The following is a 19,767-nucleotide window of genomic DNA, read 5'->3' as shown; positions in this document are numbered from 1 at the left end:
AGCGGTCGTCCCCGTCGAGACCGTCACCCGTTCGGGTGTCACCTCATGGCGTGAACCGCCGGGCTCAGCGTCTCCGGCTCGAAGCGCAGCGTCGCGAAATAGTCGTCGTCGGTCTCGGCCCGGCGGATCAGCTCGACCGTCCCGTCGGCGTGCAGGAGCAGCTCTTTCGGCCGCAGACGGCCGTTGTAGACCGACGCCATGGCGTGCGCGTGGGCGCCCGTGTCGTGGACGATCAGCAGGTCGCCCTCTGCCACGGGCGGCAGTACACGTTGGACAGCCAAACGGTCGATGTTCGTGCACAGCGAGCCGGCGACGTCGACCGTTTCGGCCGGGCCCTGGCCGGCGAACGGGGCGGTCACGTGGTGGTAGACGCCGTCGTAGACGACCGAGCGCAGCAGCGCGTTGACGGTACTGTCGACGCCGACCACTTCGCGGTACTTCGACATGCGGTTGACGACCCGGGTCACCAGCACGCCGTGCGGCCCGGTCATGTAGCGGCCGTTCTCGAAGCAGATGCGGGGCCGGAAGCCGGCGGGCCAGGCGCCGGCCCGATCGCGGACGGCCGCGGCCAGGGCGGTGAGATCCAGCGGCGTCTCGCCGGGCCGGTAGGGGATGCCCATGCCGCCGCCGACGTTGAGGAGCGCGACCTCGACACCGAGCCGCAACGCCTGCGCGGTCAACAGATCGAGGGCGAAGAGCGTGGGTTCCGGCGTACGGAAGTTGGCCGCGATCATCATGTGCAGGCCGACCGCCCGTACACCATGGTGTGTGGCTTTGGCGACGACCGAGGTCAGCCGTTCGACGGGGATGCCGAACTTCGCCGCCTGCGGATGACCGAAGAGCGCGGCGTCGAAGTCGGGAGCGAGCGGGCCCGGATTGATCCGGAAGCCGAGCGTGGCCGGCACGGCGTTCGCGGCGATCAGCTTGTCCAGGACGGCCTCGTCGTCGACCGTGACGAAAGCGCCGGCCTCCAGCGCCGTCAGCAGCTCGGCCGTGGTGGTGTTGTTGGACGTGAAGAACAGCTCGCCCGCCGTGCGCCGGGCCAGCTCGATCTCCGGCAGTGAACTGCAGTCGAAACCGAAGCCGTGTGCGGCCAGCCGGCCCAGAACGGCGGGATTGGGCAGCGCCTTGACCGCGAAGTATTCGCGGCAGTCCAGTCCCGCGAACGCCTCGTTGAAGGCCGCCGCGGTCTGGTCGATGCCCGCCGCGTCGTAGAGGTAGAACGGCGTCCCGAACCGTTCGGCCACGTGCGGCAGCACGGCGCGCAGGCGCCGGTCGAAGTCGTCACTCATCGGCATGGTGCGGTGTCTCCGGTTCTCAGGCCGCGGTGACGGCGTGCGCGGGCACGTCGAACCCGTGGACGGTCATCCAGTCGTCGTTGAAGATCTTGGTGAGATAGCCCCGGCCGCCGTCGGGCAGCAGCACGACCACGACATCGGAGGGCCCCAGCCGCTCGGCGACCCGCAGGGCGGCCACCATGGCGGCGCCGCTCGACCCGCCGACCAGCAGCCCCTCGTCACGGGCGAGCCGCCGGGTCATCGCGAACGTCTCGTCGTCGGGCACCGCGACGATCTCGTCGGGCACCGCCGGGTCGTGGGTGAGCGGGAAGAAGTCCTGGCCGATGCCCTCGACCAGATAGCCCTGCCCGTTCCCGCCGGCGTAGACGGAGCCCTCCGGGGCGGCGCCGATCACCCGTACGGGCCCCATCCGCTTGAGGAAGCGGCCGGTGCCGTTGAGCGTCCCGCCGGTGCCCAGCCCGGTGACGAAATGGGTCACCCGCCCGTCGGTGTCGCGCCAGATCTCCGGTCCGGTCGTGGCGGCGTGGCTGGCCGGCCCGTCCGGATTCGTGTACTGGTCGGGCTTCCAGGCCCCGTCGATCTCGGCGACCAGGCGGTCGCTGACGGAGTGGTACGAGTCGGGGTGGTCACGGGGGACGGTCGAAGGGCAGATGACAACCTCGGCGCCGTACGCCCGGAGGACGTCACGCTTGTCCTGGCTGACCCGGTCCGGGCAGACGAAGACGCAGCGGTACCCCTTGCCGTGCGCGGCGAGAGCCAGCCCGGCCCCGGTGTTGCCGGAGGTCGGCTCGACGATCGTGCCGCCCGGCCGCAGCCGGCCGTCCCGCTCGGCCGCCTCGATCATCCGGATCGCGACCCGGTCCTTCACCGACCCGCCCGGGTTCAGATATTCGACCTTGGCCAGCACCGTGGGCGCCACGTGCGCGGCGACCCGCTGCACCCGCACCAGCGGCGTGTTTCCGATGAGTTCGACGATCGAGGAGGCAAAACGCATGCGGTGCATCGTCACACGTCTTTTCGCGTCGGCCGGGAATCCCATTGACACTTCGCCATGTGTTCACTAATCAAATTAGGAACCGCCCATTACCCATAGGTATTACGCCGAAGGTGAGCAGCCAATTCGTGGTGCGCGCCCGAAACGGTCCCAGGTCAGGCGAATTCAAGACGCGATCATCCGCCGTTGGTGCGATCGTCCACTTTGTTCCCGAGGGTGGCGCGCATGCCTTTCGTCGCCCCGGCGGGCCCCACCCCGGATCCGCTCACGCTCATCGCCGCCCAGGCCCACCGCCGTCCTGATGCGCCCGCCCTGACCGACGGCGAGGGCTCCCTCAGCTACGCCGACCTGGTGTCCCGGGCGTTCGGCGTGGCCGGCCTGTTGCGCGAGTCGGGCGTGGTCGAGGGCGACCTGGTCGGCTTGTCCCTGCCCCGGGGCCGGAACGCCGTCGTGGCCATGCTCGGCATCCTGAGCGCCGGCGCCGCCTACGTCCCGCTGGACCCGTCCTACCCGCGGTCCCGCTTGGCCGCGATGGTCGAGGACGCGGCCCCGCGCCTGATCCTGGGCAACCCGGTCCTGCCGGCCGCCGGCCCACCCACAGTGCCGTTCCCCGATGACCCCGGGGCGGGAGAGGTATCGCTTGGCGCGGGTGCCGCGGAAGCGGCGGCCTATGCGATTTTCACGTCGGGATCGACCGGGCGGCCCAAGGCTGTGCTGGTGCCGCGGAGGGCGCTGGCCAGTTTCTGTGTGGCGGCGGCCGAGCGGTATGGGGTCGGCGCCGACGATCGGTGGCTGCATTTCGCGCCGATCAGCTTCGATGCCAGCGTCGAGGAGATCTTCGTGCCGCTCGTCGCCGGTGCGACAGTGGTGATCCGCGACGACGAGATGATCAGCCGGGCCGATCTGTTCCTGCGGCGCTGCGCCGACCTGGGTGTGACCGTGCTCGACCTGCCCACCTCGTACTGGCTGGAAGTGCTCGGCGCTCTGAGGAGCGGAGAGGCGGAACTGCCGTCGACGGTCCGCACGGTCATCATCGGTGGTGAGGCGGTCCCGTCCTCGGCGGTGCACGCATGGCAGCGTGCCGCCGGCGACCGGGTGCGGCTGCTCAACACCTACGGCCCGACCGAGACCACCGTGGTGGTGACCGTGGCCGACCTGACCACCTGGACCGGCGACGGGCCGGTGCCGATCGGCCATCCGCTGGCGGGAGTCCGGTGCCGGGTGCTCGACCCCGGCGGCGCCCCGGCGGAAGAAGGCGAACTGCACATCGGCGGCCCGTTCGTGGCCACGGGATATCTGCACCGGCCGGAACTGACGGCCGAGCGCTTCCCGAACGGGGAATACCGCACCGGCGACCGCGTCCGGCAGCTTCCCGACGGCCAACTGGAATACCTGGGCCGCCTCGACCAGCAGCTGAAGATCCGGGGCTTCCGTGTGGAGCCGGGCGAGGTCGAGGCCGCCCTGCGCCGCCACCCCGAGGTGATCGACGCCGTGGTGCTGGGTGACGGCGACCGCCTCGTGGCCCACCTTCTGACGAATGGCGAGGACGTCTCCTCCGTACGGGAAATGCTGATCGCCGAGCTTCCCCCGCACCTCATCCCCGCAGCCTTCATCGCGCACACGTCGTTTCCCCGCACGCCTCAGGGCAAGACGGACCGCGAGGCCCTGACCGCCGCCGGCCCGCCGCGGCCCGTCTCGAACGCGACCGGCGTGGCCGGGCTGTGGCGACGGTTGCTGCCGGGCGACGCCGACGACTTCTTCGCGGCGGGCGGCGACTCGCTGGTGGCCGTGCGGCTGCTCAGCGCGCTGCGGCGGGAGTTCGGTGTCGCCCTGACGCTCACCGACCTCTACGCCGCGCTCACCCTGCCGGCGCTGACCGCCGTGGTCGACGGCGGGCGGGACGCTCCGGAAGCCGAGCCCGAGGCCTGGGACGTGGGCCGGCCGTTGCCGCTGACGCCGCTGCAGCGCGAGTTCTGGGTCGCCGAGCAGATCAGCGCCGACCGCCCCGTGCACACGCTCGGCATCCGCTACCGCTTCGACGGGCCGGTGGAGCCGGCCCGGTTGCGGCGGGCGCTCGGCGAAATGGCCCGGCGGCATCCGATGCTGCGGGCCCGGGTGACGACCATCGGCGACGACCCGCATTTCGTCTTCGAGGACGCCGTCACCATCGCGGTGACCGAAGGCGAAGCGGCGACCGGTGAGGCGTTCGATCTGGGTGTGGCGCCGCTGATCCGGGCGCATCTGCGAGGCCGGGAGCTGCTGGTGGCCGTGCACCACCTTGTCTTCGATGGTTGGTCGGCCGGGCTGTTCGGCGCCGAGCTCGCCGAGATCTATCGGGGGAACGGCCCGGCCGGGAAGCGGGCGCCGCTGCCGGCGCCACCCGAGCGGCACGCGGAGAGTGGCTACTGGCGTGAGCGGCTCGACGGGGTGGACCTGGGTGCCGAGCTGCCCACCGACCGGGCGCGGCCGCCGGCGCCCGTCTACACGGCGGCGCGGCACTCTCTGACGATCGAGCCGGCTGAGGTGCAAGGCTGGCGGCGCTTCGCCGGGGAACAGCGGTCGAGTCTGTTCGTGGTGCTGCTCGCGGGGCTCCAGACGTTGCTGTACCGCTACACCGGCAAGCAGGACGTCACGGTGCTGGCGACCGTGGCCGGGCGGACCCGGCCGGGGCTGGAGAGCCACATCGGCATGGCCATCAACGTGATCCCGGTGCGGGGCGCGGTGGAAGGCGACTTGAGCTTCGGGAAGCTGATCGCCCGTACGGGAGAGGCCGTCACCGCCGACCTCGAGCATCAGGACGTCGCGTTCCCCGACATCCTGGCCGCGGCGGGACGGCGCGATCTCAACGGGGGCAACGGGCTCGGGCCCGTGGTGCTCATCGTGCACAACACGCCGCCGGGTGACTCGGGGGTGCTGCGCTATGCCGGCGATGCCGGGCCGAGCGCGACGATGGACCACCTGACGATCGGGCTGGATCTGTCGGCGGACGGCGCCACGCTGAACGTCGACTACGCCACCGAGCTCTACGACCGTGAGCGGATCGAGGCGCTGACCCGGCATCTGCTCGCCCTCGTCGCGGCCGGCACGCGGGACGAGGAGACGGCCGTCTCCCACCTGCCGATGCTGGGCGAGGACGAGCGCGACCTCATCCTGCGGCAGTGGAACGACACGGCTTTCGAGCTGACCGGTGAGGTCGCCGTTCAGCAGTTCCTCGAGCACATCGCGGCCACCACGCCGGGCGCGCCGGCGCTGACCCACCTCGGCGAGACCATCGACTACCGGGAGCTCAACGCCCGCGCGAACCGGATCGCCTGGGCGCTCCGCTCGCACGAGGTGCAGCCGGGCGACCGTGTGGCCATCTGCCTCGACCGGGGCATCGAGTTGTTCGCCGCCATGTGGGGCGTGCTGAAGGCCGGAGCGGCCTACGTGCCGCTCGACCCGGCGTATCCGCCGGACCGGCTGCGGTACATGCTGGCCGACAGCCGATCCCGGATGCTGGTGACGCGGGACGACGGGGTTCTCGATGGCGTCGAGGTGCTGGATCCCCGCCGTACGAACGAATTCCCCGAGACCGACCCACCTCTCGTCACCGTCGCCGGCGACCCGGCGTATGTCATGTACACCTCGGGTTCGACCGGCCGGGCGAAAGGTGTCGTCGTCAGTCACGGCAACCTCGTCCACGCCGTACGGATGTGGCAGCGCGCCTACGATCTGAGCCCGGACTGGACCTATCAGCAGCAGGCCAGTTTCTCGTTCGACATGTTCGTCTGCGAGACGTTCCGGGCCCTGTGCACCGGCGGGCGGCTCGTGGTCGTCCCGCGGGAGACACTGCTCGACCCGGCCGCGTTCTACGACCTCATGCGCACCGAGCGGGTCGAGTGCACCGAGATCGTGCCGGCCGTCCTGCGCATGCTTCTCGACCACGTCGAGGACACCGGGGCCGACCTGAGCTTCGTCCGCCTGCTCATCTGCGGTGGCGAGAAGTGGCACGTGGGCGAGTTCCGGCGGGCGCGGGCGCTCGCCGGGCGGGTCGTCAACGCGTACGGCGTCACCGAGGCGACGGCCGACAGCACCTTCTTCGAGGGTGACGTCTCCCGGTTGCCGGCCGAAGCGCCGCTGCCGATCGGACGGCCCTTTCCCAACTGCCGGGTGTACGTGTTGGACGAGCACCGCCAGCCGGTGCCGCCCGGGGTCGTGGGGGAGCTGTATCTGGGCGGGCTCGCCGTGGCCGGCGGCTACTTCGACCGGCCCGAGCTGACCGCCGAGCGCTTCGTGGCCGACCCGTTCGCGGGCGGCGGCGCGCGCATGTACAAATCCGGCGACGCCGCCCGCTACCACCGCGACGGCTTGATCGACTTCCTCGGCCGCCTGGACGACCAGGTCAAGATCAACGGCTACCGGGTGGAGCTCGGTGAGGTGGAGGCCGCGCTCGGCGCCCTGCCGGAGGTGGCCTCGTGTGCCGCCGCCGTGCACCCGGGCGCCTCCGGCCTGACGCAGCTCGCCGGCTACGTGGTGCAGAGGGCGGCCGGCGCCGGCGAGCAGGATGTGCGGGACGCGCTGGCCAAGGTGCTGCCCACGCACATGGTGCCGGCGCGGATCGTCTTCCTCGACGCCCTGCCGCTCAGCCCGAACGGGAAGATCGACCGGAAGCGGCTGCCGGTGCCGGCCGAGGATCCCGCGCGCCGGCCCGCGGCGGCCCGGACGCCCACCGAGAAGCGGCTCGTCGCGGCCTGGCGGGAGACGCTCGGCCTGGACGAGCTCGGCATCGACGACAACTTCTTCGCGGTCGGCGGTGACTCCTTCGCGGCGGTCAAGCTGGTGCGGCGCATCGATCCGGCGCCGGCTCTCGTCGACCTCTATCAACATCCGACGGTACGAAGTCTGGCCGCGCTCCTCGACGAGCGGCACGGCTCGGCGGTGGCCGAAGCGGACCGGCGACCGCTGCTCTATCGGCTGACGGGACACGACGTCTCCCCTGGCGGCCGGACCGTGGTGGCCGTGCCGTACTCGGGTGGCAGCGCCATCGCATATCAGCCGTTGGCGGACGCGCTGCCCGAGGATTGGGCGCTGCACGCCGTGGAACTGCCCGGCCACGACCGCAACCGGCCGTTCGAGCCGCTCGAACCGGCGGCGCGGGTGGCCGAGCGGGTGGTGACCGAGATGAAGAACCTGACCGGGCCGCTCGTGCTCTACGGCCACTGCCTCAGCGTGGCCATCACCGTCGAGATCGCCCGGCAGGCCGAGGCGGCCGGCCTCGACCTGGCCGGCGTGGGACTCGGCGCCGGCCTGCCGACGGCCCGGCTCACGGGGCCGATCCTCGACTGGTTCACCCGGATCCAGCGCATGGGCTCGAAACGGGAGTACATCGAATATCTGCGCGGGCGCGGCGGTTTCACCGACGTCGACGATCCGGCGGAACAGGCTTTCGTCGTACGCAACGTCAAGCACGACGAGCGCGACGCCGAGGAGTACTTCACGGCGGCCTATCGCGGCACGCCCGCGCCCCTGCTGAAGGCGCCGGTGGTCAGCGTGATCGGCGAGCGCGACCGGGTCACCGACCATTACCGGGAGCGCTATCGCGAATGGGAGCACTTCGCATCCGATGTGGACCTGAAGGTGCTTCCGAACGCCGGGCACTTCTTCATCAAGTCGCACGCGGAGGAGCTGGCCGCCGTCCTGACCGGCCTCGGCGGGCCCTCCCGCGGGCGGGACAAAGCGCCACCGGCGACGAAGGCCGCCGAGCCGAGCGTGAAGCGGTTCGGTGTCGTCGCGCTCGGGCAGTTCGTGTCGCTGGTCGGCAGCGGGCTCAGCTCGCTCGTCCTGAGCATCTGGGTCTACCAGCGCACCGGGTCGCTGACCCAGTTCGCCGTGCTGAGCGCGATCGGCCTGCTGCCCGGCATCCTGGCCGGCCCGCTCGCCGGGGCCGTGGCCGACCGGTGGGACCGGCGCCGCGTCATGCTGGCCGGCGACCTGACCGCGGCCCTGGCCATGGCCGCCGTCGTCGCCGTGATGCTCGCCGGCACCGTACACGAATGGCATCTTTATCTGGCCGTCTCCGTCACCTCCCTGGCCGGCGCCTTTCAGCGCCCGGCCTACCTCGCCGCCGTCGCGCAACTGGTGCCCAAGCGCTATCTGGGCCACGCCGTCGGCATCACCCAGCTCGGCGTGGCGGCCGGCACGACGTTCGCCCCGATGATCGGCGCGGCGCTGTTCGGCGTGGTCGGGCTGACCGGCGTCCTGCTCGTCGACGTGGCCTCGTTCCTCACCGGCGTGCTCACCCTGCTCTGGGTGCGCTTCCCCGATCGCTTGTGGCGGCGGCGGGAGGAGTCCTTCCGTACGGAGATGGCGGCCGGCTGGCGCTACCTCAGCCGCCGCCTCGGCCTGCGGGCGGTCCTGCGCTACTTCGTCGTCGACCACGTCCTCTACACGCTCGGCTTCGCCGTCATCACCCCGCTGCTGCTCATCGAGCACTCGCCGCTGGCGCTGGGCGCCGTGCTCAGCGCGGGCGGCATCGGCGGCCTGGCCGGCGCGCTGGTGATGACGCTCTGGGGCGGCACCGCCCGCCGGGCCAGCGGCATGATCGTCTTCATGGGGGTGTCCAGCCTGGGCATGACGGTCATCGGGGCCGGGAGCGGCGTCGTCACGGCCGTGGCCGGCATGTTCCTGCTGACGTTCGGCGAGGTGCTGGCCGAGTCGCACTGGATCGCGGTCGTGCAGAACAAGGTCGGCTTCGACCTGCAGGGCCGCGTCCTGGCGGTCTTCCTGACGCTGATGATGCTGACGATGCCGGTCGGTTACCTGATCGTCGGCCCGCTGGCCGAGCGCTACGTCGAGCCGCTGCTCGCACCGGGCGGCGCGCTCGCCGGCACCGTCGGCTCCGTCTTCGGCACCGGCGAGGGCCGTAGCCTGGCCCTGCTGGTCTTCGTCAGCGGCCTGCTCCAGATCGCGTGGTGCGTGCGCGGCTGGTACGACCGCCGCGTGCACTTCGTCGAGGACTCCCTGCCCGACGCCCTGCCCCCGGCCGAGGTCGGCGACCGTGACACCCTGCAACGCCAGGCCGACGAGCTTCTCGAGAAGCAATCTTCGGAGGTGTGAATGAGAGGCGTTCGGATCGCTCATCGGGCGCCGGTCCACGCGGTCGCCGGAGGCCGTTCGGTCGTGCTCAGCGCCGGCGGTGACGGCACGATCCGATCGTGGGACGTGGACACCGGGGCGGCCGGGGACTTCCGTGTGGCTGTGAACGGCCGGGCCGCCTTCCTCGGTCTGGCCGGGGCCGTGGGGTCCGGGCTCGTAATCTGGGCCGACGGCACTGCCATACGCCGCTTCGACCTCGCGTCGGGTGACGAGATCGGTGAGCGGCTCCGCGCGCCGGGCTCCGAGTGGCTGCCGATCGGGGGTCTGGGGCCGGTGGCCATGCTCGCCGAGGAGGGCTCCGCTCTGCTGGTCGCCGGATCGGCGGCGGGAACGGTGTGCCGATGGGACGCGATGACCGGTGAGGCGGTCGGCCGGCGGTGGACCGCGAACGCGGGACAGCTGCTGGCGATCGCGGTGAGCCGTCTGCGCGACGGCCGGGTGCTGGTGGCGACGAGCGGCAACGGCGGTGCGCTCCGGCTGTGGGACGCCACGACCGGGGAGCCGGTGGGACCTCCGCTGGCCGGGCACGGCCGGCCGGTCACCGCTCTGGGCTGGACCACCGCGCCGGACGGGCGGGATCTGCTCATCGGCCAGGAATTCGAGGGCCCGCTCCACTTCTGGGACGCGAACAGCGGCGAGGTGCTCCGATCGCTGCCACACCGGTCGAGCGGGCTGAACCAGGGCGGTCTGGCGATGGCCCCGGACGGGCCGATCCTCTTCTCGGTCGACCAGAGCGGCACACCGTGGCGATGGGATCTGTCCCATCCGGACCCGGTCGCCACGATGCTGCCAGGGCCGGTGACAGCGATCGCGGTCGTGCCGTCCGAACAGGGTCCGCTGTGCGTCACCGGCGAGGAGAGGGGCCGGTTGCGCCGGTGGGACGAGTCCGGTGGCCCGGCCGGTGAGGACTTCGACGGTCATCCCTCCGCGGTGGACCAGCTGACCGCGGCAGTGGGGGAGCCGGCGGTCCTGGTGTCAGCCGGCCGGGACGGCATTCGGTGCTGGAACGCGGTCGCCGGCAACCCGCCCCTCGTGGCGCGGGCCGGGAACGGTCTGGCCGCGGCGTGGTCACCGTCCGGTCGGCTCGTCGTGGCCACCGGCGTCGAGGACGGCATCCTGCGGGTCGACGCCCTGAACGAGGCCGACCCGGAGGTGGACCCGGTCGGGGAGACCGTCTGGGACGTCGCGGCGGGGGCCTGGCCGGACGGGCGGGTGTTCTTCGCCGGAGGCGCGGCCGACGGTCACGTGCACCTGGTAGACGCGGAGACCGGCGAAGCGCTCCGGCCGCCGCTTCCCGCCTCGAAATCCCCGATCCTGGCCGTCGCCGTGGCAACACTTTCGGACGGAAGGGTCCTGCTCGCCGCGGGTGGTGAGGACCGGACGGTCGTGCGCTATGACGCCGCCACCGGCGAGCGGATCGGTTCGCCGCTGCCGGTCGCCGCATCGTTTGTGACACGGCTCGTTGTCCGGTCGCTGTCAGGCGGCCGCACCTTGCTGGTCGCCGTGGACGACGCCGGTGAAGTCTTCCGCTGGAACGCGCTGACCGGCGAGGCGCTCCTCTCGGAACGAACCACGGGAAGCCTCAGCGGCGCCGTCCCCGAGCGAGTCGTCGCCGTCGCCCACGAGGACACGGTCCGGTGCTGGGACGCCCTCACCGGCAGTCACCTCGCCGACGTCGAACAAGCGCGGTCTGCCGTCGTGGTGGAGGTTCCAGGGGGCCGCTCCGCCCTGGCGGTCGGTCACATGGACGGCAGCCTGACCATCACACCGTTCGGCGCGGCCGACTAGTCCCGTAGGGATTCCGCGGCTGGGGGCGCTCGCCGACCACTCCCTTCCGGATGTCCCGCAGCTCCGGTGTTCCCACGTAGTAGCGGCCCTTGGTCTCGCCCTGCGGTGCGAGGAGGCCGGCGCTCACCAAGAGGCGGAGGTCGCGGTTCGCCGTGCCGACCTCGATCTCCGCGTCCTTCTCGTACACCGTCCGACGCACCTTCAGGCCCAGGGAGGCCGTGTAGAGCGCGAACAGAGCCCGCTCCGGGAGCCGGTGCTGCTTGACGATGCCTTCGAGCTCGAGCCAGGTCTTGCTCACGTCGTCCACCCGCCGCAGGACCGTCTGGGCCTGCATGTGATGGGCGACCAAGTTGAGACGGACCCAGTTGGTCGCGTCGCGCTCGGGCTGCCAGGACCCGGCTCCGACGTCGGCCAGCACCGCGTAGTAGTCCTGGGTGTTCCGGCCGAGCCATGGCGGCTCGAACGAAGACGGGGCAGTCGTCGGCGCCGTTCTTGAGGTCGGTCACCAGTTCCTGCATCAGGGCCGCCACCGCCTCGGGCTCGGGACCCTCGTACACCTTCCGGTTGTTCTCCTCGTCGTGCACGAAGATCTGCCCCGGCCGGTAGTGGCCCGGGCCCTTCGCCAGGTCGTGGCCCAGCATCATGAAGTGCAGGCTGCGGATCAGAGACTCGTCGAGGCTGACGTCGTAGCCCTCGATGCTGTTCGACCCGCGCACTGCCCGGGCCTTCAGGTTGCGCCGTAGTTGTCCCTTCCACCGCCGCGGTTCGTGCAAGTAGATGCGGAGCTGGTGGCGGAGCTCGTTGATTTCCTGGATGACGCGGTGGTCGCTTCTTGAGCACGCAAATGATCCGTGTTGGGGCTGGTGAAACCAGGTTTTGAGGGCTGTCAGTCCGAGGGTGGACGGTCAGGGGTAACGTGCCGCTCGTGTTTCACGGGGAGGGCGGGGCTGTGTCGCCGACAACGATGTCAGCTGCTGAGCTGATCGTGTGCGAAAGTCTGGTTCGCATCTACCAGAGCGGGCCCATCGAAGTGCAGGCGCTCCAAGGGCTCGATCTCGCGGTGAACAGCGGCGAGATGATCGCGGTGGTGGGGGCCTCGGGGTCGGGGAAGTCGACGCTTCTGTCGATCCTGGCCGGGATCGACGCGCCTACCGCCGGCAGCGCCCGGGTGGGGGAGTGGGATCTGCTCTCCATGTCGCGGGCCGATCGGGTGCGGTACCGGCGGCACACCGTCGGGTTCGTGCGGCAGCAGACGGCCAGCAACCTGGTGCCCTATCTGACGGCTGAGCAGATGGTCGACCTTCCGATGACGGCCGCCCGTACGCCCAAAGCCGTGCGGCGCAAGCGCGGCGCTGAGCTGCTCCGCATGCTCGGCATCGCCGACTGTGCGGGGCGGCGGCCGGGGCAGCTGTCCGGTGGGCAGCAGCAGCGGGTGGCCATCGCGGCCGCACTCGCCAATGAGCCGCGGGTGCTGTTCGCGGACGAGCCGACCGGTGAGCTCGACACCGCGACGTCGGCCGAGGTGTTCGGGGCTCTGCGTGATGTGAACCGGGAGCTGGGCGTGACCGTTGTAGTGGTCACCCACGACGCGGCCGTCAGTGGGCAGGTCGAGCGGACCGTGGCCATCCGGGACGGGCGGACCAGCAGTGAGGTGCTGCGGCGGACCGCCACCGCGGCCGACGGTGGCACCCATGTGATCGCTGAGGAGTACGCGGTGATGGACCGGGCGGGGCGCATTCAGGTGCCGCGGGACTATCGGGAGGCGCTGGCGCTGACCCGACGGGTGCGGCTGGCCCTCGAACCGGACCACGTGACGATCCGGCCCGACGCGTGAGCGCGCCGATGCTGCGGGTCGAAGGGGTGCGGCGGACCTTCGGCAAGGGCGCGGGTGCGGTCCACGCGCTGCGCGACGTGTCGTTCGCGGTCGAGCCGGGGACCATGGTGGCGCTGGTCGGCCGGTCCGGGTCGGGCAAGACCACGCTGCTCAACGTGATCGGCGGGCTCGACCGGGCCGACGCCGGGTCGGTCGCCGTGGACGGGGTGGACGTCAGCTCGCTCGACGAGGACGGGCTGTCGCGGTTGCGGCGCGAGCGGGTCTCGTACGTCTTCCAGACCTTCGGTTTGATTCCGGTCCTCTCCGCCGCCGAGAACGTGGCCGTGCCGTTGCGGCTGGCCGGCGCCGAGCGGGCGGAACGGGAGCGCCGCGTCGCCCTGCTGCTCGACCTGGTCGGCCTGGCCGGGCACGCCAAGCAGCGGCCGGGCGAGCTGTCCGGCGGGCAGCAGCAGCGGGTCGCCATCGCCCGGGCGCTGGCCGCCTCGCCGCGGCTGCTCATCGCCGACGAGCCGACCGGGCAGCTCGACGCCGAGACCGGGCTGTCGGTCATGGCGCTGCTGCGCGGTGTGGTGGAGTCCGAAGGCGTCACGGCGCTGGTCTCCACCCACGACCCGGTGATGATGGAGCTGGCCGACCGGGTCATCCGGATCGCCGACGGCCGGGTCGAGGCCGATCCTTGCTGACCCTGCTCCTTCGCCGGGCCCGCGCCCAGTGGTCCCTTCTGCTGTCGTTGCTGGCCGTCCTCACGATCGGCGCGACCTTCCTGGGCACCTGTGCGCTGCTCGTCACCCGTACGTCGGACCGGGCCTTCGAAGTGGCCATTCGCGACGACCCGGCGGCGGCCGAGGTCGTCGCCTACACGGCCACCATCGCCGCCGGCGACGCCGCCTCCGTGGCCGCCGACACCCGGCGGGTGCTGGTTTCGGCGGTCGCCCCGTTCGAGGTGTCGACCGCCGCCCGCGCGTCGTCGGTGATGCGGGCGCTGCCCGGCGGGAGCGACCGGGAGGCGTACCTCTCCGGAATCGAAGACCTTGCCTCTCGGGCCACGCTCGTGACGGGCAGCTGGCCGCGGAAAGGCCAGGCGGCCGTGCTGGAGAGCACGGCGCGGCTGCTCGGGCTCAGTCCCGGCAGCCGGGTCACGCTCGGCCAGGAGCTGGGGATCGACGGGGCGCCGCCCGTGACGGTGACCGTGTCCGGGATCGTCCGGCCGCTGCCGCAAGGCGGCTGGGACCGCGACCCGTTGCAGGGCAAGGGGTTCAGCGCCGATCCGCCGAACGCCACCTCGGCCCGCCAGGTGCAGGCGTACGGGCCGTTCATCGTCGACCTGACCGCGTTGCTCACCGGCGGCTCGGCCATCGAGCGCCTGGAGATCACCGCCCACCCCGACCTGTCCGCCCCGAACAGCCGCGACCTCAACGCCATCGCGTCGACGCTGGGCGAGGCCGACCGGCGGCTCTCGGGGGCGCTGGCCGACCGGGTGCAGATCGAGCGGGTGTCGTCGCCGCTGCCGCAGACCCTGGCCAACGCCCGGGCCCAGCAACGGCTCACGACGGCCGCGGTGCTCGCGCTGACGCTGATCGGCGTCATGCTGACGACCATCGCACTCACTCTGGCCGGCCGGCTCGCGGTTTCCGCTCGTACGGAGGAATCCTCGCTCCTGTCGGCCATGGGCACCGGCCGCGGCCAGTTCGCGGTCGTCGCCGCCGCCGAGGCGGTCGCGCTGGCCGTGGTGGCCGCCGTCCTGTCGGTGCCGGCGTCGTCGGCCCTGCACGCCCTCCTCACCCGCGTGCCGCCGTTGTCCGGAGCCGGGCTGTCGACCGAACCCGGCGTGGCTCTCCCGCAGCTTCTCGCGGTCGGTGCGGGCGTGCTGCTGCTCGCCGGTCTGCTGGTGGTCCTGGCGGTCCGCCCGGCCGCCGGGGCCGGTGACCGGCGGGGGCGGCGCGAGCTGCTGGCCCGTTCCGGCGCCGACCTCCTGCTGGCCGCCCTCGCGGCGGTCGGCTGGTGGCAGCTGCGGTCCCAGCCGCCGGACGCCGGCACGCGCGCCGACGCCGTCCGCGTCCTCGCGCCCGCGCTGCTGCTCACCGCGGGCGCCGCGCTCGCCCTGCGGCTGCTGCCGCCGCTGCTTCGACTCGCCGAACGTCTCGCCGACCGGGCCCGCGGGCTCGTCCTGCCCCTGGCCGCCGTGCAGGCGGCCCGGCGCCGGCAGGCGTTCGCGGCCGGCCTGCTGATCGCGCTGGGCTGCGGGGCAGCCACCTTCGGCCTCGCCTACGACGCCACCTGGCGCGCCTCCCAGCACGACCAGGCCGACCTGGCGGTCGGCACCGACATCGCCCTCGAGCTCGACGCTCCGCCGGTCGCTGGGCAGGGCGCGGTGATCGCAGCGGCCACCGGCGGGACGGTCAGCCCGGTCGCACACGGGCCGGTCGTCGTCGGCCAGTCGGTGGGCGGCACCGGCCCCACGCCCCGGATCGTCGCCGTCGACCTGCGCCACGCGCGGGAGCTGCTCCGGGGCCGGGCGACGGTCGGCCCGGATCTCGCGCCGGCCGGCTCGGCCGTGGACGGGCTGGCCCTGCCGGCGAGGGCCGTGCCCACGCTGGCGGGCCGCGGGCCGGTTCCCGTGGTTCCCCGGCTGGTCTCGCAGGACAGCGCGGGGCTGCGAACGGCCTGCACCGGACCGGAAATCCCACTCGACGGCCGCGCCCATCCCCTCCCTGTCTGCGCGGCGCCGGCGGGCGGACTCCGGCTGGTTGCCGTCTCCCTGCAACCGGTGGGGGTGGCGAACGACGCCGCGGCCGCTCTCGACGCCACGCTCACCGTTCCGGGTGCCACCGGGCCCTCGTCGTGGACGGCGCACCCGGCCGGCCAGCTCGGCGGTCAGACGGTCACCGTGACCGGAGACCGGGTGCGGCTGCATGCGGTTGTGCAGTTCGTCGACCCGTACGACGGAAGCCGGCTCCTGGTCGCCTCGTCCTTCCCCGATCCGAAAGCCGTTCCCGTGGCCATCTCGCGGCGACTCGCCGACGACCTCGGCGCCGGCCGTGGCGCCACGCTGAGCCTGAGTTACGGCAACACGCCCGTCCAGGCCCGAGTCACCGAGGTGATCCCCACCGTGCCGTCCGCGCCGGGCGCCCCTGCCGTCCTCGCCGACCTCGACCTGCTGTCCCAGGCCCTCATCAGCCACGGCGACCTCGACACGCCCGTCAATGCCTGGTGGGTCGGCGGGTCACAGAAGACCGGCGCTCTCGAAGCGCTGGGCCTGGGCCCGGTCACCTCTCGGGCCGGTGAGGCCGCGCGCCTCACCGGAAGCCCGGTGCGGGCGGCCCAGCCGGCGGCCATGCGGCTGCTCGTGGCCGCCGCGGTCGTGCTCCTGCTCGGCGGAGTGCTGCTGCACGTCGCCTCCGACCTGCGCGACCGGGCCCTGGAAGTGGCGCGCCTGCGCGGCCTGGGCGTGTCTCGCCGGGAGATCCGGGCGGCGCTGTTCGGCGAACACGCCGGAGTGATCCTGCCGTTGCTGGTGGCCGGGGCCGCGGTCGGCGCGCTAGCGACGTGGGGCGTGGCGCCGCTGATGATCCGCTCCGACACGGGCGCCCAGCCGGTGCCCGCGGTCGGCGCCCACTGGCCGTGGGCGGGTGAGGCCGTACTCCTGGGGGTCCTGATCCTCGCGGCCGGAATCATCGTCACCGTAACGGTTTCCGTGCAGGCCCGCCGGGCTGACGCCGCCCACCTGCGGGTGGCGTCGTGAGGCCGTCGCTGCACTGGCCCTCGATCCGGGGACGCGCCCGGGCCGACCTCGCCCCGCTGCTGCTGATGGCGGCCGTCGTCATCGCGGTCAGCCTGCTGGCCGCGGTCGTGCCGCCGCTGCAGCGCGCCACCGAGGACGACACCTTCCGCGACTCTGTTCATGCCACGGTGCGGGTGCACGCGCCCTGGGACAGCAATTACGCGATGGGGGACGGCTACCAGCGCGAACCCGCCCTCGCGCAGTACCTCGCCTTCCTGCCCCGGTCGGCCAAGGAACAGCTCGGCCCGGAGCAACTCGCCGTCCTCGACCCGCCGGTCACCACGGTCACCAGCGGCCCTCTCGCTTTCATCACCGGCGACGCGCCACGCAACCTGCGCCTCGGCTTCGTCCGCGACGACGAGAGCGACGGCCCGGCCACGACCTGGGTGTCGGGCGGGCCGCCCCGCGCCACGGCGCCGGGCGAGGTGGTGGTGCGGCCCGGAACGCCGTGGTTGGTCCAGATCGGACTGTCGGAGGTGTCGGCCCGGACGATCGGCGCCGCGCCCGGCGATCAGATCAAAGTCAAGGACGAGCAGGGCAATCGCTTTCATGTACGGGTGAGCGGCGTGTTCCGTCCCGTCGACGCGGGCGATCCCGGCTGGCGGATGGCTCCCTGGCTGCTCGCCCCGAGCGGCAACTCCTTCGGGGGACTGCTCTCGGCCGACTCGCTGCCGGACGCGCGGATCCTGCTTCCGGCGGACAGACTCGACCGTACGGTGACCTTCAGCCCCACCACGGCCAAGCTCGACCGCGACTCGGCCCGGTCGCTGGCCGCGGCCGTGGCCACCCTGAAGGCGACCTCGGCCGCGAGCGGCGTGCGCGACGACTCCCTGCGGTGGGACTCGACCCTCGACACCGAGGTGAACGAGGTGCAGGCGCGGATCACGGCCGCCACCGCGCAGGCGACGGTGCTGCTCCTGGCCGTGCTGGCCGGGGCGGCCCTGGTGCTGTCGCTGACCGCGGAACTGCTGACACGCCGCCGGCTGACGGCCTTGACGGCGTACCGGGAACGGGGCGGCGCGCTGCCCGTCCTCGCGGCCGAGCTGACGGTCGAGTCGCTCGCGGTGGCGGTGCCCGCGGCGGGGATCGGGGTGCTGCTCGCGTACGTCGTGGCCGGCGGGGCGGCGGTGCTCTGGGCGCTGCCGGTGGCGCTGGCGGCGATCGTCGCCGGGCCGGCCCTGGGCACGCTCGCGGCGGCCCGGGCGACCCGCGACCGCCGTGTCCCGGCCAACCGGTCGGCACGGCTCTGGCTGCGCCGCACGAGCCAGTTGCGGCGGGCCGCGGTCGACGTGGCGGTGCTGACGGCCGCGGCCGGCGCGCTCGTCGCCCTGCACCAGCGGGGGATCGGCGGCGACCCGGTGTTGCCGGCCTCGGCGCCCGTGCTCGGCGTGCTGGGAGGGGCCCTGCTGCTGCTCCGCCTGCTGCCGCTGGCGACCCGCGGGCTGCTCGGGGTGACGTTGCGCGGGTGCCGGGCGCTGCCCGTCTTCGGTGCCGCGCGGGCGGCGGCCTCCTCGGCCCGGCTGCTGCCGGGGCTGGCGCTGGTGACGGCTGTGGGCCTCGCCGCGTTCGCCCTCGTGCTCTCCGCCACCGTCACCAGCGGCCTGGCCGACGGCGCCTGGCGGAGCGTGGGAGCCGACGCCCGCTTCGACATCGCCCCCGGCGGCGCCGGGTCTGCTCAAGAGTTCGCGGCCGCGCCCGGCGTGAAGCAGGTCGTGGCCGCACGCATCACCGACGTTCAGGTGGTCGCGGACGGGCTCGCGTTCAGCCCGCGCCTGGTCGTCGTCGACGCCGCGGCGTACCAGCGGCTCCTCGCGAGCACGCCGCTGCCCGACGCGCCCGACTTGGCGCGGCTCACCGGCGGTGGTGGTGGCGGCGCCATTCCGGCGCTGGTCCGCACGAGGGACGACAGCATCCGGGCCGGCACGACGGTGAACCTGAGACGGGACGGCACTTCCGCCCTGACCCTCACCGCGGTCGGCACGGCGCCGGCCGTCGGCGACGCCACCGACGTGATCGTGATCGACACGGCCACCGCAACCGCCGCCGGCCTGGACGCCGCACCCACGACGGTGTGGGCGCTCGGGCCGGGAGCGGCGCGGGCGGTCCGGGAAGCCGGCGCCGACGGGACGGCGGTGGTCCGGGCCGACCTGCTGCGCGACCGCGCCGCCGCGCCGCTGACATCCGGTCTGACCCGGCTGGCCTACGCCTCGGCGGCGGCGCTGCTGGCGCTCGCGGTCCTCGGTTTCGCGCTGGGCGCCGCCGCGAACGCCCCGGCCCGCTGGGAGACCCTGGCCCGCCTGCGCACACTCGGCCTGCGCGCCCGCGACACCCGCCGCGTGGCCGCGGGCGAGTTGCTGCCGCTGGTGCTCTTCGCCGCGATCTGCGGCCCGGCGCTCGGCATCGTGCTGGCCCGCGTCACTCTGGGCCCGCTCGCGCTGAACCTGCTCACCGCCCAGGCCGGCAACCCCGTCGTGGCGACCCCATGGCCGGTCGCCGTCATAGCGGCGGCTGTGTTGCTCGCGGCCCTGACAGCGGTCGTCACCGTCGAGGCGACCTTGCGCCGCCGCCACCGTTTGGGCGAGGTCCTGCGCGCGGGCGGAAGCTGACAGGGCTCGCCTCGCGCGGGTGGGGTGGGTTCACGGGGTGAAGCCTCACGCGAGCTCTCTGGGTGAAGCCTCACGGGGGTGGGAGCTGACGGGGTGAAGCCTCACGTGGGTGGGCTGCCTGGGTGAGCCTCGGGGTGGGAGCCGACGGGCGAGCCCTGAGCGGAGGGAAGCCGACGAGCAAGCCTCACTGACCCAGGGAGCCGCAACCGCCCGGCTACTTCCCGTTCGCGGATGCGGTGGGGTTCGGCCGGCGCTGGCGGGAAGCTGACGCGGTGCCGGGCCAACGGCAGGCCGGTGCGGGAAGTCGGGCCGGGGGAGGCCGGCGCGACGCG

At 72.9% G+C, this 19,767-nt stretch carries 8 protein-coding genes and 1 pseudogene; 6 read left to right on the top strand and 3 right to left on the bottom strand.

The genetic code is table 11. The features are described from left to right. Positions 1–38 precede the first annotated feature (38 nt). Both CRP55_RS44970 and CRP55_RS44965 read right to left on the bottom strand, forming a co-directional pair. The gene (locus CRP55_RS44970) at positions 39–1,292 is read right to left on the bottom strand and encodes a diaminopimelate decarboxylase family protein (protein ID WP_245923760.1); all 1,254 of its coding nucleotides are present in this window, start codon (positions 1,290–1,292) and stop codon (positions 39–41) included. A 58-nt stretch (positions 1,293–1,350) separates the two neighbouring features. Beyond that, positions 1,351–2,292: pseudogene (locus CRP55_RS44965) on the bottom strand (pyridoxal-phosphate dependent enzyme); the annotation flags it as partial. Positions 2,293–2,517: 225 nt separating this feature from the next. Here CRP55_RS44965 and CRP55_RS44960 point away from each other — a divergent pair. Together CRP55_RS44960 and CRP55_RS44955 are read left to right on the top strand one after the other, a co-directional pair. Continuing rightward, positions 2,518–9,387 carry a non-ribosomal peptide synthetase/MFS transporter gene (locus CRP55_RS44960; protein ID WP_097328221.1) on the top strand — a complete coding sequence of 2,290 codons (6,870 nt, stop codon included), beginning with the start codon at positions 2,518–2,520 and terminating at the stop codon, positions 9,385–9,387. Continuing rightward, positions 9,388–11,214 (top strand): WD40 repeat domain-containing protein, encoded by a 1,827-nt coding sequence (locus tag CRP55_RS44955; protein WP_097328220.1) that lies wholly within the window; start codon positions 9,388–9,390, stop codon positions 11,212–11,214. Here CRP55_RS44955 and CRP55_RS44950 read toward each other — a convergent pair. Next, a complete protein-coding gene (locus tag CRP55_RS44950; protein ID WP_097328219.1) occupies positions 11,189–11,632 on the bottom strand; it encodes a Fic family protein in 444 nt (147 codons plus the stop codon). The two genes, CRP55_RS44955 and CRP55_RS44950, sit on opposite strands and share 26 nt — an antisense overlap. Before the next feature lie 546 nt (positions 11,633–12,178). Here CRP55_RS44950 and CRP55_RS44940 point away from each other — a divergent pair. The 4 genes from CRP55_RS44940 to CRP55_RS44925 are packed head-to-tail and all read left to right on the top strand — an operon-like array spanning position 12,179 to position 19,435. Next, a complete protein-coding gene (locus tag CRP55_RS44940; protein ID WP_097328217.1) occupies positions 12,179–13,048 on the top strand; it encodes an ABC transporter ATP-binding protein in 870 nt (289 codons plus the stop codon). 8 nt (positions 13,049–13,056) lie between these two features. Then, the gene (locus CRP55_RS44935) at positions 13,057–13,731 is read left to right on the top strand and encodes an ABC transporter ATP-binding protein (protein WP_097328259.1); all 675 of its coding nucleotides are present in this window, start codon (positions 13,057–13,059) and stop codon (positions 13,729–13,731) included. Further along, positions 13,725–16,790: an FtsX-like permease family protein gene (locus CRP55_RS44930; RefSeq protein WP_097328216.1), complete on the top strand. Its 3,066-nt coding sequence runs from the start codon at positions 13,725–13,727 to the stop codon at positions 16,788–16,790. The genes CRP55_RS44935 and CRP55_RS44930 overlap by 7 nt, the downstream gene beginning before the upstream one ends. Then, the gene (locus tag CRP55_RS44925; protein WP_097328215.1) at positions 16,787–19,435 is read left to right on the top strand and encodes an FtsX-like permease family protein; all 2,649 of its coding nucleotides are present in this window, start codon (positions 16,787–16,789) and stop codon (positions 19,433–19,435) included. Before CRP55_RS44930 ends, CRP55_RS44925 begins: the two co-directional genes overlap by 4 nt. The last annotated feature ends 332 nt before the right edge of the window (positions 19,436–19,767 follow it).

This window comes from Paractinoplanes atraurantiacus, assembly GCF_900215205.1.
GTDB lineage: Bacteria > Actinomycetota > Actinomycetes > Mycobacteriales > Micromonosporaceae > Actinoplanes > Actinoplanes atraurantiacus.
The sequence above is the reverse complement of the archived record's forward strand: the minus strand, read 5'-3'. Positions and strand labels throughout refer to the sequence as shown.